This window comes from Candidatus Tisiphia endosymbiont of Empis tessellata (genome assembly GCF_964031035.1).
Taxonomy (GTDB): Bacteria; Pseudomonadota; Alphaproteobacteria; order Rickettsiales; family Rickettsiaceae; genus Tisiphia.
This window is the reverse complement of sequence record NZ_OZ034997.1, coordinates 74,880-90,004: the sequence shown is the minus strand read 5'-3', so window position 1 is coordinate 90,004 and position 15,125 is coordinate 74,880. Positions and strand designations below refer to the sequence as shown.

18 protein-coding genes, 1 tRNA gene and 1 pseudogene are annotated in these 15,125 nt (G+C 32.7%); 10 read left to right on the top strand and 10 right to left on the bottom strand.

Annotation, left to right across the window (positions count from 1 at the left end; translation table 11 throughout):
• Window positions 1-86: 86 nt before the first annotated feature.
• Complete coding sequence (locus AAHM86_RS00525; RefSeq protein WP_342267889.1) at window positions 87-611, top strand: disulfide bond formation protein B; 525 nt, start codon at window positions 87-89, stop codon at window positions 609-611.
• A 70-nt stretch (window positions 612-681) separates the two neighbouring features.
• On the opposite strand, the gene AAHM86_RS00520 is transcribed toward AAHM86_RS00525, so the two are convergent.
• The 4 genes from AAHM86_RS00520 to AAHM86_RS00505 all read right to left on the bottom strand — a co-directional run bounded on the left by AAHM86_RS00520 (window position 682) and on the right by AAHM86_RS00505 (window position 3,041).
• Window positions 682-1,533: a cell envelope integrity protein TolA gene (locus tag AAHM86_RS00520; protein ID WP_342267888.1), complete on the bottom strand. Its 852-nt coding sequence runs from the start codon at window positions 1,531-1,533 to the stop codon at window positions 682-684.
• Complete coding sequence (gene tolR, locus AAHM86_RS00515) at window positions 1,523-1,957, bottom strand: protein TolR (RefSeq protein ID WP_342267887.1); 435 nt, start codon at window positions 1,955-1,957, stop codon at window positions 1,523-1,525. Before tolR ends, AAHM86_RS00520 begins: the two co-directional genes overlap by 11 nt.
• A complete protein-coding gene (gene tolQ / locus AAHM86_RS00510) occupies window positions 1,957-2,682 on the bottom strand; it encodes a protein TolQ (RefSeq protein ID WP_342267886.1) in 726 nt (241 codons plus the stop codon). The genes tolR and tolQ overlap by 1 nt, the downstream gene beginning before the upstream one ends.
• 274 nt (window positions 2,683-2,956) lie before the next feature.
• A tRNA-Leu gene (locus AAHM86_RS00505) sits at window positions 2,957-3,041 on the bottom strand.
• A gap of 248 nt (window positions 3,042-3,289) precedes the next feature.
• Here AAHM86_RS00505 and AAHM86_RS00500 point away from each other — a divergent pair.
• The 5 genes from AAHM86_RS00500 (at window position 3,290) to AAHM86_RS00480 (ending at window position 6,410) form a co-directional block, all read left to right on the top strand.
• Window positions 3,290-3,487 (top strand): hypothetical protein, encoded by a 198-nt coding sequence (locus AAHM86_RS00500; protein WP_342267885.1) that lies wholly within the window; start codon window positions 3,290-3,292, stop codon window positions 3,485-3,487.
• The gene (locus tag AAHM86_RS00495; protein ID WP_410521554.1) at window positions 3,396-4,799 is read left to right on the top strand and encodes a hypothetical protein; all 1,404 of its coding nucleotides are present in this window, start codon (window positions 3,396-3,398) and stop codon (window positions 4,797-4,799) included. Before AAHM86_RS00500 ends, AAHM86_RS00495 begins: the two co-directional genes overlap by 92 nt.
• Before the next feature lie 70 nt (window positions 4,800-4,869).
• Window positions 4,870-5,097 (top strand): hypothetical protein, encoded by a 228-nt coding sequence (locus AAHM86_RS00490; protein WP_341747492.1) that lies wholly within the window; start codon window positions 4,870-4,872, stop codon window positions 5,095-5,097.
• Between the two features lie 174 nt (window positions 5,098-5,271).
• The gene (locus AAHM86_RS00485; RefSeq protein WP_342267883.1) at window positions 5,272-6,009 is read left to right on the top strand and encodes a Bax inhibitor-1/YccA family protein; all 738 of its coding nucleotides are present in this window, start codon (window positions 5,272-5,274) and stop codon (window positions 6,007-6,009) included.
• A gap of 146 nt (window positions 6,010-6,155) precedes the next feature.
• A complete protein-coding gene (locus AAHM86_RS00480; RefSeq protein ID WP_342267882.1) occupies window positions 6,156-6,410 on the top strand; it encodes a palindromic element RPE1 domain-containing protein in 255 nt (84 codons plus the stop codon).
• A gap of 54 nt (window positions 6,411-6,464) precedes the next feature.
• Here AAHM86_RS00480 and AAHM86_RS00475 read toward each other — a convergent pair.
• From AAHM86_RS00475 to ubiG, 3 genes and pseudogenes are all read right to left on the bottom strand, one after another.
• Window positions 6,465-7,025, bottom strand: a pseudogene (locus AAHM86_RS00475) (DUF6314 family protein).
• Window positions 7,026-7,042: 17 nt separating this feature from the next.
• A complete protein-coding gene (gene gltX, locus AAHM86_RS00470; protein ID WP_342267881.1) occupies window positions 7,043-8,449 on the bottom strand; it encodes a glutamate--tRNA ligase in 1,407 nt (468 codons plus the stop codon).
• A 16-nt stretch (window positions 8,450-8,465) separates the two neighbouring features.
• Window positions 8,466-9,224, bottom strand: coding sequence for a bifunctional 2-polyprenyl-6-hydroxyphenol methylase/3-demethylubiquinol 3-O-methyltransferase UbiG (ubiG, locus tag AAHM86_RS00465; protein WP_342267880.1), 759 nt, complete (start codon window positions 9,222-9,224; stop codon window positions 8,466-8,468).
• Window positions 9,225-9,331: 107 nt separating this feature from the next.
• On the opposite strand from ubiG, the gene AAHM86_RS00460 reads away from it, so the two are divergent.
• Window positions 9,332-10,117, top strand: coding sequence for a metal ABC transporter permease (locus AAHM86_RS00460; RefSeq protein WP_341747497.1), 786 nt, complete (start codon window positions 9,332-9,334; stop codon window positions 10,115-10,117).
• 103 nt (window positions 10,118-10,220) lie between these two features.
• On the opposite strand, the gene mutM is transcribed toward AAHM86_RS00460, so the two are convergent.
• Window positions 10,221-11,039, bottom strand: coding sequence for a bifunctional DNA-formamidopyrimidine glycosylase/DNA-(apurinic or apyrimidinic site) lyase (gene mutM / locus AAHM86_RS00455; RefSeq protein WP_342267879.1), 819 nt, complete (start codon window positions 11,037-11,039; stop codon window positions 10,221-10,223).
• 77 nt (window positions 11,040-11,116) lie between these two features.
• Here mutM and ubiE point away from each other — a divergent pair, with 77 nt between their 5' ends.
• Complete coding sequence (gene ubiE, locus AAHM86_RS00450; RefSeq protein WP_342267878.1) at window positions 11,117-11,881, top strand: bifunctional demethylmenaquinone methyltransferase/2-methoxy-6-polyprenyl-1,4-benzoquinol methylase UbiE; 765 nt, start codon at window positions 11,117-11,119, stop codon at window positions 11,879-11,881.
• 221 nt (window positions 11,882-12,102) lie between these two features.
• Window positions 12,103-12,687, top strand: coding sequence for a hypothetical protein (locus AAHM86_RS00445; protein WP_342267877.1), 585 nt, complete (start codon window positions 12,103-12,105; stop codon window positions 12,685-12,687).
• Between the two features lie 55 nt (window positions 12,688-12,742).
• Here AAHM86_RS00445 and AAHM86_RS00440 read toward each other — a convergent pair whose 3' ends face one another.
• Window positions 12,743-13,375 carry an MFS transporter gene (locus tag AAHM86_RS00440; RefSeq protein ID WP_410521553.1) on the bottom strand — a complete coding sequence of 211 codons (633 nt, stop codon included), beginning with the start codon at window positions 13,373-13,375 and terminating at the stop codon, window positions 12,743-12,745.
• A gap of 107 nt (window positions 13,376-13,482) precedes the next feature.
• Here AAHM86_RS00440 and AAHM86_RS00435 point away from each other — a divergent pair.
• Window positions 13,483-14,246, top strand: a protein-coding gene (locus AAHM86_RS00435; RefSeq protein ID WP_342268322.1) for an IS5 family transposase whose coding sequence is annotated in 2 segments (ribosomal slippage) — window positions 13,483-13,840 and window positions 13,840-14,246 — 765 coding nt in all. Because the reading frame shifts where the segments join, the coding sequence is not laid out codon by codon here.
• A gap of 406 nt (window positions 14,247-14,652) precedes the next feature.
• Here AAHM86_RS00435 and AAHM86_RS00430 read toward each other — a convergent pair.
• Window positions 14,653-14,883 (bottom strand): hypothetical protein, encoded by a 231-nt coding sequence (locus AAHM86_RS00430; protein ID WP_341747505.1) that lies wholly within the window; start codon window positions 14,881-14,883, stop codon window positions 14,653-14,655.
• Between the last annotated feature and the right edge of the window lie 242 nt (window positions 14,884-15,125).

Below are 15,125 nucleotides of genomic sequence, written 5' to 3'. Positions count from 1 at the left end.
GTGGTTTTCTGTAAATTTATAAATTTATCTCTTGAGTTTTTTATAATATTCTTAGACAATAGCGGCTTAAAAATTAGTATTTACTTATGACTATTCTTTCTATTGTTCATTTTATTCGCAAAGATAGCTTTAGAGTTTTACATATAGCCCTAATTTGTACATGCATCTTTGCCTTATCTTTGGCTTATTTTGTCGAATATATATTACATTTTTCACCTTGCCCTTTGTGTATTTATCAAAGATTCCCATATTTATTTACAATCAAGATTTCAGTTGTAGCGATTCTTATCAAGAAAATCAGCAAATATACTTTATTTTTTATCGTTCTAAATTTATTAGGTGCTTGCATATTAGCAGGCTATCATAGTGGAGTGGAAAGAGGGGTATTTGAACCAAGTAGTCTTTGTTCAACTTTAATCCATATTCCAAAGCACTTATCCATCCAAGATATTAAAGAAATATTTTATAGCCAACCTATTGCGACTTGCACAAAACCGGCAGTTAAATTATTTGATATATCTATGACAGAATGGAATTTACTACTAAACCTATCTTTATTATTTGCCGTACTCTTTATTTGGTTTTATCCTAATCCCAAATCTAAAAATTAATACTAATATAGAGGAAATTTGACTAGCACTAAGTATAAATCTTGAAAAATATAATAATTATGCAAATATTTTACATACTTGGATCAAAAAGAAAATTAAATTCTTTCCAGCTCTTGTAACGCTGAGGGTCTAGATTATTAATAGGACTTGCTTGCCATACTGCTCTCATTGCACTGTCAGATAGAGCGTCACAAGCTATTTTTGTTATATTTGGGCATATTGTTTCTTTGACTTTTACTTCTTTGACACTGCCATCTTGATTTAAAGCTATATACAAAGTTACCCGTAGCTGCTCAAGGTTTTGTATCCCAATAGGTTTGCTCCATACTCTCTCTATTTGTTGTTTAATTAGAGATATTTCACTGATGGAAAGAGGCAATGTGTCATCGTAAGGACCTTTTGATTCTTGGGTTTCTTTATTTTCTTTGGACCTAGCTTGTTTATTTGATTTTGCACTCGACCCTTCAAATGATTGTTCTAAATTTTTAAGCAAAGAATCTAAGTCACTTTTATTAGGAATTTTCTTTTTTTTCTCGAGTGGCTTCTTTGTTTCTACAGGTTTTTTTTCTTCTGCAGGCTTCTTCTTTTCTATAGGCTTTGTTTCTACAGGCTTCTTTTCTTCTAGAAGTTTCTCTAGAGGCTTCTCTAAGGGTCTCTTCTCTTCTGTATCATCAGGTTTACTTTGTTCTACTTTTTTTGTATCTTGATTTTCTATAGCTTTTTCAGATTGTTTTATTTTATTGGGTATATTAGATTTAGTATTAATTAGTAACATTTCAAAAACTATTACTTGTTCTTCAGGAGATTTTTTAAACAATGATGGAAGACCAAATAAGAAGAAATATATTATTAGTAAATGAAGTACTACGGAGCAAATAAAAGAAATAGAAAAAATATTATTATTTATATTATTATTTTTCATTATATTTAATATTTGAAACTAGTGCTACCTTAGAAAAGCCTGCTGCATGGATTTCAGATACAACGCTAACTACCTCGCCATATGGCACATTTTTGTCGCCTCTTACAAAAATTCTAATATCTTTCTTTTCTTTTGTAATATTAGTTAGCTTAGTAGCTAAATTTTGTCTCTCTATTTTAGATTCCAATAAATATAATTCTCCTTTGTTGTTAATACTAATCACTAACGGTTCATCTTGTCCTGACAGTGGGCTAGAAGTTGTTTCTGGTAAATCAACATTAATACCGGACACTAGCATTGGAGAGGTTATCATAAAGATGATCAATAGCACTAACATGACGTCAACGAGTGGTGTAACGTTGATCTCACTGACTAAATTACGTCTAGATATTTGATTGTTTGAATTTGGTAATTGTATAGCCATTACATTTTCCCTTCATCTATGGCTCTTGATAGTATAGAACTAAGCTCATTAATGAAATCATCAATTTTGTTATTAATCTTAATTATTTGTGAAGAAAGGTAGTTATAAAAAATCACTGCCGGAATTGCTGCAAATAGACCTATTGCTGTTGCAAGTAGAGCTTCTGCAATGCCAGGAGCTACGATAGCAAGTGAGGTATTTTTTGATGCTGCAATAGATTGAAAACTATGCATAATCCCCCAAACAGTACCAAATAACCCTATAAATGGTGTACTAGAAGCAACAGTTGCCAAAAAACCTAAATTTTGCTCTAATCTTTCAAGTTCACGATTCCTTATCAAGTACATAGATTGTATTATTCGCTCTTTATGGCTAATTTTAAGTGCATCAGTGAGGTTGTTAGGATTTTGGCGTTTACATTCGTTCATAGCTGCTACAAAAACTGCGGCAAGAGGATTATTCATTGTTCTTTTAATAGTTTCATATAACTGATCTAAAACTGCTCCAGACCAAAAAGTAGCTTCAAAAGTTGTAATTTTCTTTCTTATTTGAACTAAATGAACTATCTTATCTATAATTATTGTCCATGCCCAAATTGAAGCAATTACCAAAATTATCATAACAGATTTTCCTATAATATCAGTGGATGATATCATAGAGAAAATTGATGAACCACTTTGTGCTGTAATTTCTACAACATCATTAATATTGTTATGTGTACTCATTTGATGTAACTAACCTTCATTGCCTAAATATTGTTTCTGTATATATACTCAGCTAGACCTTCTAGAATTAAGGTTTCCGCGACCTAAAGATCGAAGTTGCTCCGTTACTCATGTACGCACAGCTAGCTCTTCTTGAAGTTATACCATTTCCGAAAACTAATCATCACGTCGTCGTACTTCATGATCTCCGCTCCTCACGTACTAGTATGTACGCTCCGGTGCTCGACACTCGTACTCCTAGTGCTAATTTAGTTTTGGGAAATGGTATCATAGATGGTACCTCTGACCGGACTTGAACCAGCACGCCTTTTGAGCTGTAGATTTTGAGTCTACCGTGTCTACCATTCCACCACAGAGGCATTAAATCCCTAAAAATTAGTTCATATTTTTTTAACTTTTGTAGACAAAATAGCAATATCTTTGTATCATGTAAATAACTAAATTGCCTTGGACTAAATTCCGTTACGAATTCGAGAACGGAAATAACGATCTATAAGACCATTAGATAGAAATGTTCACACAACCTAAATTATCCTTGTCGTATTTGTTATCTTATCTTGACAAAGTGATAAGAAGCATAGTTAATTTTAATTAATTAAAGTTCCTTATGAAAAATATATTCAAACCAAAACCAGTTTCTGTTAGTTACAAGAACATAGACCTTACAAATCCTAAAGAAAAAGCAAAATTAATAATACAGCTAAGAAAAAAGAATGTCGATGCTCTTGATTTATCTAATAGTAAGGTTCAATTGGACAAAGAGATATTTAGAGGCTATTATAGAAAATCCAATTTCCGAGCTTGATTTATCTAGTAACAATTTGGGAGATAACGGAGCTAAGGTAGTTGCAGGCATTATTCAGAATAGTACTAAGCTTAAGATTCTAAAGTTAAGTAATAACCAAATTGGAAGTGAGGGCATGGGAGCTTTGTCATCCGCTTTTGATCATAATGAAACTGTTACTGATCTTGATCTATCGAATAATAATCTAGGAGATAAAGGAGCTGAAAAAGTTGCAACACTTCTTGCTAATAATTCTACTATTATTGATATAAATTTAGATAGTAACGAATTTGGAACAGACGGTCTGCTATATTTACCATTCTCTCTTCTTAATCGAAATAACACTACTAATATTTCTTTAGATGCTGCTGATTATATTCCAAAAGAAGCTGTTGCACGTTTTGCAAAAGTGTTACAACAGAACGGAAACGTACACTCAATTAACTTCGTGGATAAAGAGCAAAATGATGAGAAAGCAGTGCATGCTCAAAAATTATTTGATACTATAATTAAAATTAGAGATTCCAATGGTCTTGATAAAGAAAGTCAGAAAGAATTTAATAAACTAGTTTGGGAATGTATTGTCCCACATCCCAAGTGGAAAGATCTTTTTAAGAACTTAGTGACAGACTCTAAGAAACCTTACTTATTTGACCCGAATACTCTTGATACAGACGGAAAGCCAATGCTATCCAAAGTTAGTAATGTTGATATATTCAGCTTTGTTGTCAAGCATGAATCAGCAAATAAATCAAAAGTAGTGCAACAAGGCGAGCTACCTCCACTAGATGAGAAATGGTTCGACACAACAGTAAGAGTAGACGACGCTCTGTCATTAGAGAATGCTGCTGCTCAGAATGTAACAGAATCACTTTTGACATCAGCAGCAGGTAATGAAGACCTGAAAGGAGCGTATGCACGGCTTAATGATATTCCAGATTCGCCTAGTCTAGAGCAGAGAATGCAGGCAAAAAATCTACGAGATTATCTCGTAGACACACTTACTCCTAGTTTAGAAGAAGGGGCAGAAATGCGTACAATAACTGGAGATCATTCTGACCCACTAACGATGACAATTTTAGGTGATAATAACCCACATCTTGACCTACTAATTAGGACAATTGTTCATGGTCAAGATGTATCAACAACAGATAGATTATCGTCCGTTGCTCCTAAAAAAGCTATACTAGAACATAAAGATAACCCAAAAATGCAAACAGAGGCAAAAAAGCTGGGAGAAACTATGTCTCCATATATGGCTTCCACATCTCAAAGTAATGCTACACCCAATACAGGCAAAAAACATAGGCAATCTAGTGGTTTTACAAGATAACTTAATAAAAAATCATAGGATCGATATCTACTTTTAATTTTATAAATCTTACATTTGACATAAATATTGTATGCCCAAAAAAACTAAAAACATAAAAGATGATATAGACAAGGGTTATCTAGCTGACTTAGAAGATAATGAAGATAAATTACCTAAAAATAGAAGTACTAATAATAATGCTGAAAGTACTAAAATTTATAATATTTCTATTTGGGACGAAATGAATGCGGCGGATGGCAAGATACATGAGTTGAAACTTGCTGGTAATGATGATAATTCTGATAGTGTTAGTGAATAATAAATATTAATCTAGGAAACTAAATTATAAAATTTCCTCTCTAATCTTTTCTTTGCTTTTATAAGCGTTTCATGATAACTTAAATAAATATTTCATGATTTTCTTCTTGAAAAGAAAAGGTATGAAGCTTATACTATTATAGTATAAATAATAACATGATTCATGGGGTTTCTTATGATTGATTACACAAAGACTTTTACTGCTACTCAGAAAACATATGATGTCGGACTGAGAGAATACATGCTGAAAGTCTATAATTATATGGCTTTAGCTCTTGTGCTAACTGGAGTAATGGCTTTTGCTACTATATCATTTGAGCCATTAACTAGGCTTTTATTTCAAGTTGAAGCAAATGGACAGTTCATGGGCTATACCGGTTTGGGAACATTGGTAATGATTTCTCCTGTGGGAATTGCTTTGTACTTCTTTATGGGATTTGGCAAGATGAGTTTAGATACTACTAAAGTATTGTTTTGGGTTTATGCTGCTTTAACTGGTATGTCTTTGGCATCCCTCGGATTTATCTATACAGGAGAGTCAATTGCTCGAACTTTCTTTATTTGTGCATCTGTTTTTGGTGCAATGAGCCTTTATGGGTATAGTACCAATAGGGATTTGACATCAATGGGGTCATTTCTTATCATGGGGTTATTTGGTCTTATCATTGTGTCACTAGTCAACATATTTTTACAAAGCTCAGCTATATATTTTGCAACGTCTCTCATTGGGGTTGGTATATTTATGGGTATTATTGCATGGGATACTCAAAAAATTAAGTCTATGTATTTTATGTCTGGAGGAGGTGGAGAGTTAGGACAAAAAATGTCCATAATGGCCGCTTTTAATTTGTATTTAGACTTTATTAATTTGTTCTTACATCTTCTAAGATTCTTTGGTAATAGAAGAAACTAGTATTACAGTTGTAGTTACGAACTGCCATTCCCGTGAAGGCACAACAGTTGTGAGTTATAAAAAACCGTCTATTAGCGAAGTGCTGTTGTTAAACCGTCATTGCGAGGAGTCGCTGCAAGCGGCGACGTGGCAATCCAAAAATTGCAGTGGCAAAAAATAAACAGCAAGCTGTTTATTTGGATTGCCACGCCACTTTGTGGCTCGCGATGACAATTATTTGTTTCTATAATAGACCTTTTTCGAAACTCGCTTATGCTGAGGGATTTGAAGGAGACGCTTCACCTCAAACCACAGCGTACTCTAATTCCGTTACGGATTCGAGTGCCGCATCGACGTGCAAATCACCAGCAGAAGTAGAGTTTCGAAAGAGGTCTAATTTAGTATTTTCTGTCATTAGTTGAGACCTTTAAACTGCCCTAGGGTGACATTGAAGGTATGGTAATGTTATATTGAGTTCAGGATATTTTAGTAAAACTAGTTTTTATCGTATAACTTTTGTTAGGACCTAAAACTTTATAACTCAGTTCAAAAGAATTCTTATTTAAAAATGTGTAATTAGCTTGATAAATATCCAAGTTGCATTGATGTGTACCTTTAGCCTAAATTTTATCCTGAAAAGGAATATTAGAGATAAAATGTAATTGGTAAAATAAACCATTGTTATTTTCATTAACAAAATATTTAACAATTCTGTTTTGCTCTAGAGAGTATAGATAATCCTTAAAAGCTTTTACCCTATTGGTATTACTATAATATTCAACATCAAGCTCCTCTCTGTATGATATACGTGAATGAGGTGAGTTATGTCCTTTATCTTCTATAAAGTAAGCGATTCCTTTAGCTGTACCATAATTGCCTAAAATTCTCGTAATAGCATATGTTCCAACTAGGTTATGAAATATATACTCTTCTACTTTGAAGAATTGTTTCTTTGTAAATACTTGCGGAGATTTCGCGTACTCACGTACTTCATGTATACCTAGTCCGCTCACCCCTTGTTTATTGTCCCCATTCATAGGATCATTTAAATCTATTAAATCATTTGAGTACATTTCAACCTAACAATAGCATTTTCTTTACCAATTATGGCGATAATTTCAAAAATACTTGGGGAAGCAGTCATGCCTGTTATTAGAGATCTAATGGATTGCATGAGATCTGCAAGTTTAATATTATTATTCTTGGCTATTTCTTTAAATTTTATTTGAATTGAGTCTTTATCAGAATTTTGTAAATTCTTTAATTCCTCAATAACTTGCTCTAGCAAATTTTTATTACAATTCTTGATTATCTCTTTGGCTTCCTCAGAGTATATAATAGGAACGTTAATCAAGTAAATCTTGGCTAGTTTAGCTAATTCGACTAAATTTGTACTTCTTATCTTCAAGTTTGGCATTGCTTGCTTAATATATTCCGTTTCTTCCGTGGTGATTTTATAAGTTTTTTGCAAATTCTCACAAATCATTTTTGTTAATAGCTTAGCATCAAGCTGACGTAGATAATAAGCATTTAAATTATCCATTTTGGCAAAATCAAGACGAGAAGGTGATTTACCAAGCCCTTCAAGGTTAAACCATTCTATAGCTTGTTGTCTTGAAATAATCTCGTCATCTTTGTGACTCCATCCTAACCTTAGTAAATAATTACACAAGCTCTCGGGTAAATATCCCATATCTTGGTATGCTTTTATTCCAAGAGCTCCATGTCTTTTAGATAATTTCGCCCCGTCATCACCATGTATTAACGGTATATGTACCATATGTGGTACATGCCAACCAAAGGCTTGATAAAGTATGATTTGACGAGCAGCGTTAGTTAAATGGTCATCCCCCCTGATAATATGGGTAATCTGCATATCGTGGTCGTCCACTACTACCGCCAACATATAGGTGCTACTTCCATCGCTACGTAACAGCACCATATCATCTAGGTGGGAGTTTTCAATGGTAACATCCCCTTGTAAAGCATCATGGATAGTTGTATAGCCAGTTCTTGGAGCTTTCAGCCTAATCACTGCTTCTGTGGATTGGTAACCTTTCGGAAAGTTAGAAGGGTCAGCATCTCGCCAAGGACTTTGAAATAAAAAATGTTGTTTATTAGCTATAGCATTATCTCTCTGTCGATCTATTTCTTCTTGAGGTGTAAAACAATAATAAGCTTTTCCTTCATCTAGTAATTTCAGAGCTGCTTTTTTGTATAAATCATTTCTTTTAGACTGAAAAATCACTTCATCATCCCAGTCTAAACCAAGCCATTTCAAACCAGAAAATATAGCATTTACTGCATCTTCGATTGATCTTGTTTTATCAGTATCCTCAATTCGCAGTAAAAATTTGCCATTATGGTGTTTGGCAAATAAATAATTAAACAATGCTGTCCTTGCCCCACCAATATGCAAGAAGCCAGTAGGGGAGGGGGCGAATCTAGTAATTATAGTCATAGTATTTCCTTGAAAGTTAATCTAGAGCGAGTTCTGCAAGAGGTCTAGTTAAATAAGCAAAATAATTTACCTCTATATCATCACTCAACTGCCAACTTCTATTGACGATATTATAGGTTAAGCCCTTAAGCTCTTTAAGTTCTATGTTATTTTTACTAAACATAGAATAAATTTCAGATGGTTTAAGAAATTTACTATGGTCATGGGTTTTTTTGGGTATCCAACTAAGCACGTATTCTGCCATCAAAATAGCTAACATATAAGCTTTTACAGTACGGTTAATTGTTGAAATTATAATCATGCCATTTGGTTTTACTAAATTAGCAAGGTTTTTTACAAAATCACTAAGATTGTCTATATGTTCCATAACTTCTAAACATAGTACCACATCATACTGTTTGCTATTTGAGTATACTAATTCCTCAGCAGTCGATTTAAGATATTGTATATTCAAATTTTCTTCTTCAGCATGCTTCATCGCAATATCTATATTACTTTGTAGTGCATCTATGCCAGTAATTGTGCCATTTAGTTTACAGAGAGCAGAGGTAATTAATCCCCCACCACATCCTACGTCTAAAATATCTAATTTTGAAGGTAGTACTACATCATCATCTATATTAAAATGATCTTTTATCTTATCTATTATGTAACCAAGACGAATAGGATTTATTTGATGAAGAATTTTAAACTCTCCATCTTCCTGCCACCACCCGCTAGAAATTTTACTAAACTTTTCTAGTTCTATTTGATTAATAGAAGATTTTGTAGACATATTCCTTTTACTTGGTTATAAAATTATTTAAATCTACTTATAATATACCACAGAAATCATGAAGCACTAAGTGCTATTCTCAAATTATCTAGCAAAAATCGTATAAAATGACTATAATAATATTAACTATAATTCTAATCAGTCTAATTTTTGCTCCTCTTGGTTGTATAAGCTTATGGAAAAAATATATTTATTTTGGTGATGGTCTTTCGCACGCAAGTTTACTTGCTGGAAGTATTAGTATCCTTGTCCATTTGCCTGTTGTTTATTCAGGACTAGTTGTTGCCGTTATATTTGCTATCTTGGTGTTTACGTTAAAACATAGGTCAGGTGGTAGTAGCGTGGTAATGTTAATATCAAGTTTTATGTTATCTTTAGCCTTAGTAGTAGGTTATATGTACCCACTACAGATTAAGATCACTAACCTATTATTTGGCGATATTTTATCTGCCTCTTTAAATGATATATTAACCTTATCAATTATACTTATATTCGTTATTTCTTTCGTTTGGTATTTCTATAGCCAGATTATTCTAATTGTCATTAATAGAGATATTGCACAAATTAAGGGGGTGAAAGTAAGAACGATTGAATTGGCATTTTTGTTACTGTTATCTTTATCAGTATTCTTGACTATTAAGATTGTTGGGGCATTACTCGTTACTAGTATTTTGCTGATTCCAGCCATGACTGCTAGGATGATTTCTAGTAATCCAGTACAAATGATTATCAATTCAGTTATCGTAGCTTTAATTGTAGACTTCCTTGGCTTAGTAGTGTCATTATATCTTGACATACCAATTACCCCAATAATTACGGTAATAAACACCATAGTTTATTGTTTATTCTATATAATTTCACGGGCAAATAAAACAGGATTTTTTAGATTATAGTCAATTGATGAGAATTTAGTGACGTCGTCTTCGATCGCTTGCCTATTATCTAGAGGCTTCGTTCCATCGTTCCTGCTATCCACTCCTGAATTGACTATACCTCTCATTCTTGACAAATAGAACAATAGAAACTAGTTCTGCCGGATTGTTTTATTTTCCTTATTATTCCCTCGCAGTTTAGACATTTTTGATTTTCTCGTGCATAAACCTGTAATTCTTGTTGGAAGTAACCAGGTTTACTATCACCGCTAACAAAATCTTTGAGAGTAGTACCTCCTGCTGATATTGCCTTTGTTAAAACATTTTTAATGGCTAATACCAAATTACTTATTTCCTTGTTTGACAAACTACTACCCAATCTGCTTGGGTGTATTTTAGCAATAAAAAGGCTCTCAGAAGCATATATATTACCAATACCGACAATAATCCGATTATCCATTAATAAATTTTTTATCGGAATAGAGCGATTCAATAATTTTGTTTTTAGATACTCATCAGACATATCATTTGACAAAGGTTCTACACCTAAATTTAGTAAAAATTTTTCTTGGGCGAGGTTTGTTAGCATACTATAAATCATCCCGAAACGTCGTGGATCATTAAAAACTAATTTCTCGCAAGTTGTCAAAGATATAACCACATGATCATGCGTTTGTAGCTTATAATCACTAGGTTGTAGGGTCAGCCTACCAGTCATGCCAAGATGTACAATAATGGAATAATAATTATCCAAATCTATTAGCAAATATTTTGCTCTACGTCTTAAAGCTACAATTCTTGCTGACTCTACATTTGACTCTAACTGATCACTTAGTTTATAGCGTATATCATCTCGTTTCTTATCGAGTTTATTGATGGTAGCCCCTACTATTCGCTGTTCTAGACAACGTTTTAATGTTTCAACCTCAGGAAGTTCTGGCATTTTTACATTTTAACACTATTAATAATTCATTATATATCATAATATAACATATAAACAACTTAGCACTAAGTAGTAATATGAAAAATAATGATAACCAATCTGAGCAAGTAAATTTTGGCTTCTCAAAAGTGAGCTTTGATCAGAAAAGAGATTTAGTTAAAGATATCTTTTCTAGTGTTGCTAATAAATATGATGTAATGAATGACTTAATGAGTTTGGGAATACATCGTTTATGGAAAGATGAATTTGTTAGGCAAATTCCCAATTTAAAATCAAATATATTGGATGTGGCAAGTGGCACAGGTGACATAGCTTTTAGAATAATAAAGCGAGCATCGGCAAAAAATATATTAGTGCAGTTGACAATGTGTGATATAAATCATGATATGCTGGAGGTAGCACGTCACAAAGCTATTGATAGTAATATATTACAGGGATTAGAGTATGTCGTTGCTGATGCAGAAAGCTTACCTTTTCCTGATAATAGTTTTGATTATTATACTATAGCATTTGGTATTAGGAATGTAGCAAAAATTGACAATGCCCTAAAAGAAGCATATCGAGTACTAAAACCTGGGGGTAAATTTTTATGTTTAGAATTTTCTAAAGTGGAATACGATTGTCTGAAGCAATTATACCAGTTTTATTCGTTTAATATTATTCCTAAGATTGGTAAAATTATAGCAAACAACGAATCAGCTTATCAATATTTGGTGGAAAGTATTAATGTATTCCCAGAGCAGGAGAGTTTTGCAATTATGCTAAAAGATGTCGGCTTTACTGATGTTAGTTATAAGAATCTTACTTTAGGTGTTGCTGCTATTCATAGTGCTTATAAATAATGGAGATGTTGCTAAAATATCAACGGAGATCAGAGAGTTATTGACCATCATTCACATATCCCATGCTAGTGAATTATTGGATATTGTTTTTATAGATAAAAAAATATTAGAAATTAATAATAGTTACAATTTAAGAATGCTTGACTAATAATTTAGTATTAGTTTTAATAATAAAATAGTTAACCAAACCCTAATATGGTGAAATATAAGTGAAATATAAAATGACCAATGATTTAGATAATGATGCTTCTAAGAGGAATTTCATTAAAAAAGAGTATGAAAAACTTGAGGGGAGGGTACGTAATGCTACTTCAAGGACGCAATTAGCTTTGATTATAGCTGATGCTGGTAGTTTAGCTTTAATGGCTAGTCAGCTAGGGATAGATATTGGAATACTAGAATTAATAGCAACTGCAGTAAGTAAAACTCTTGATTATGAAACAACTGAGCAAATCCAAGTTGTGGATTTCAATGAGGGCATAAGATTAGCAAAAGAACAAGAAAAAATTGATAGAGAGCATAAAGTTCAAGGCATTTATAAAGCTTTTGATTCTTTTTATGATGATTCTCTTAATAGACAAAGGAAAGATAATGAAAGTTTACACGAAATCTTTGAAGCTACAAAAGCAGGTCGGAAACTTACTGAGGAAGAAAAGCAGAAATTCAGTAAAACACCTGAACAAATAAAAGAAGAAAACGCTCGTAGTAAACACATGCGACTAACTAAAAAGCTAGCTAAAATAGAACGAGAACATCACTTCACTATTTTTTTCTACAATTCCTTTCCATATAGGATTAGATTTTAAGTCTTTTTTTGAGTCACCTAAAATATTTTTTACCCGTCTTTTTGCGTCAGCAAAATCAGTAGTTTCCTTTAAAGTTGTTCGGGCTATAACACCTATTATAGCTACCCCTGCTCCGAACCCAAAATGCTATACGCCAATTTAAATTATGTAACGTTGTAAAAGATGCAATAGCTAATGCAAATGTACCACCTAATATAGAAAAGACAGAGGTTAATACTACTACTGGGTATTGGATAGGTGGTTTTGTTATTTCAGTTAAATATAATTGTGCACCTATAAATTCTCCCATAGATGATAAGCCTTGAAGAATTCGACATATTGTAACTAATATAGTAGCAATGAGTCCAACTTCAGCATAAGTTGGAAGAGTAGCCATCACAAAACAGGATAAAGCCATCATAAAAGTTGTAATAATAACAGTCGCCTTACGTCTAATATTATCTCCTATCCAACCAAATAGCAAAGCCCCAAATGGTCTTAATAAATAAGTAGAACAAAAAGCAAAAGCAGAATAAATTGCTGCAGTATGAGGATCAGATTTTGGAAAAAACAACTCATTTAACAGTACAGCCATATGAACATAAAGCATCAGATCAAAATATTCCAAAAAAGTCCCAATCGATAGTAATCTAACAGCTTCTTTTTGTTCTTTCGTTAGGCTTCTTTGTTCTTGCTGATATCCTATCATTTATTCACCTTAATATATTTATTAATACTAGGGCATGTCGTCACGAGATTATAGTTGAATAATTTGTGAAGTTGGTTATACTAATTATAGTAATAGGGATAATAGTTATGGGGCTAGCACATAGAAGACATGATATAAATGATGAACTTTGGAATAAGATACAAAGGCATTTGCCTGGCAGGGAAGGTTGTTGGGGAGGGGTTGCAAAAGATAATAGAACCTTTGTAAATGCAGTAATGTGGATATTTAGGACAGGAGCTCCTTGGAGAGATTTGCCACCTGATTATGGTAATTGGAAGAATGTACACAGAAGATTCTGTAGATGGTGCGATAATGGAGTATGGGAGCATGTACTAAATATTTTTATAAATGCTCCTGATTTCGAATGGTTAATGATAGATTCAACATTTGTAAAAGTTCATAAAGCAGGACTTGGGGCAAAAGGCGGGAATCAAACGATTAGCCGTACAAAAGGGGGCTCAATACAAAGATACATATGGTCGTGGATGCGCATGGTATGCCGGTCAGAATTATTGTTACAGAAGGTTCCAGAAACGATTGTACTCAAGCTTGTGAATTAACCCAAAATATAGAGGCAGAGTACCTTATAGCAGATAAAGCTTATGACACAAATAGCATCGTAGAATTTGCTGAGCAAGCAAATATAATTCCTGTAATACCATCAAAAAGAAACAGAAAGATTCAAAGAGAGATAGATAAGGATTTATATAAGTTAAGGCACATTATTGAAAATACATTTCAAAAATTTAAAGAATGGCGTGGTATAGCAACAAGATATGCTAAAAATACAAAATCATACATGGCAGGCCTTTGTCTAAGGGGATTACTAATGTGGGATAAAGTCTCGTGACGATATACCCTAATAGATATTGATAATTTGGTTAATTAATAGCAAGAAAAAATAATGCAGAAAATTGAAATAATAAGTCTTGGTTGTAACAATATCACAATTCTATAAACAAATTAGAAGGGGGAAAGAGATATTGCTAACCATCTGAGGTTAAAGAGATATTAGCTGTCAAAAGTGCATGACATGTTAGTAAATTATTAAAATAAAATACTAACATTGTTGTTATGTAGATCGAATGATTTAAAGAATTGGCTTCGTAAATACTTGCGAGGAATTTGCGTATTCATTATCTACACTTGGTTGTTCACCCATTGTTTATTGTCCCTATTCTTCAAATCTTCGAGTATATTTGCCCTTGAATTCGATATAAGAATTGAGATTATACTTATTATAGATATATCTACCGCTATAAATCTCGTTTATGTTTATCAATCTCTAGGATATCATCATTTTCTAGCCCTTGTTCTATTGCATGTTTTTCAAACATTGATTGCATCATACTAATATCTTGAAAATTTTCTAGATACTCTTCTAGTTTATCAAGCTCAGTCATACAGCTATTCTTATCGCCCTGTTTAAGATGTAATTTGGCTGATTCTACTAGTTGCTGTAATGTACCTAAAACATCCAATTTCATTAGTTCCTTCAGAATCACCTTGCGTAGCATAAATACACCTCTTTAATTATATATCATATTTCTTATGCTATGCTAAGTAGTTTAGATGTTAATAATTTAATTTCTATTGTAATAAATAATTATCTTTAAAGAGTGAAAGTTTAAACCAGTAGTGATATTGTTCAAGAATTTATTATTTCAATTTTCGATATTATTTTTTTTGCTATACTCAAATGATTTGAAGAATTGGATTTGAAAATGAA

Excerpts from the sequence above, each read along its gene's own strand:
- AAHM86_RS00520 (WP_342267888.1), bottom strand. The coding sequence starts at position 1,533 with ATGAAAAATAATAATATAAATAATAATATTTTTTCTATTTCTTTTATT.
- AAHM86_RS00430 (WP_341747505.1), bottom strand. The coding sequence starts at position 14,883 with ATGAAATTGGATGTTTTAGGTACATTACAGCAACTAGTAGAATCAGCC.
- ubiG (WP_342267880.1), bottom strand. The coding sequence starts at position 9,224 with ATGTCTACAAAATCTTCTATTAATCAAATAGAACTAGAAAAGTTTAGT.
- ubiE (WP_342267878.1), top strand. The coding sequence starts at position 11,117 with ATGAAAAATAATGATAACCAATCTGAGCAAGTAAATTTTGGCTTCTCA.
- mutM (WP_342267879.1), bottom strand. The coding sequence starts at position 11,039 with ATGCCAGAACTTCCTGAGGTTGAAACATTAAAACGTTGTCTAGAACAG.
- AAHM86_RS00490 (WP_341747492.1), top strand. The coding sequence starts at position 4,870 with ATGCCCAAAAAAACTAAAAACATAAAAGATGATATAGACAAGGGTTAT.
- tolQ (WP_342267886.1), bottom strand. The coding sequence starts at position 2,682 with ATGAGTACACATAACAATATTAATGATGTTGTAGAAATTACAGCACAA.
- AAHM86_RS00495 (WP_410521554.1), top strand. The coding sequence starts at position 3,396 with ATGTCGATGCTCTTGATTTATCTAATAGTAAGGTTCAATTGGACAAAG.
- tolR (WP_342267887.1), bottom strand. The coding sequence starts at position 1,957 with ATGGCTATACAATTACCAAATTCAAACAATCAAATATCTAGACGTAAT.
- AAHM86_RS00445 (WP_342267877.1), top strand. The coding sequence starts at position 12,103 with ATGACCAATGATTTAGATAATGATGCTTCTAAGAGGAATTTCATTAAA.
- AAHM86_RS00485 (WP_342267883.1), top strand. The coding sequence starts at position 5,272 with ATGATTGATTACACAAAGACTTTTACTGCTACTCAGAAAACATATGAT.
- AAHM86_RS00460 (WP_341747497.1), top strand. The coding sequence starts at position 9,332 with ATGACTATAATAATATTAACTATAATTCTAATCAGTCTAATTTTTGCT.
- gltX (WP_342267881.1), bottom strand. The coding sequence starts at position 8,449 with ATGACTATAATTACTAGATTCGCCCCCTCCCCTACTGGCTTCTTGCAT.
- AAHM86_RS00525 (WP_342267889.1), top strand. The coding sequence starts at position 87 with ATGACTATTCTTTCTATTGTTCATTTTATTCGCAAAGATAGCTTTAGA.
- AAHM86_RS00500 (WP_342267885.1), top strand. The coding sequence starts at position 3,290 with ATGAAAAATATATTCAAACCAAAACCAGTTTCTGTTAGTTACAAGAAC.
- AAHM86_RS00440 (WP_410521553.1), bottom strand. The coding sequence starts at position 13,375 with ATGATAGGATATCAGCAAGAACAAAGAAGCCTAACGAAAGAACAAAAA.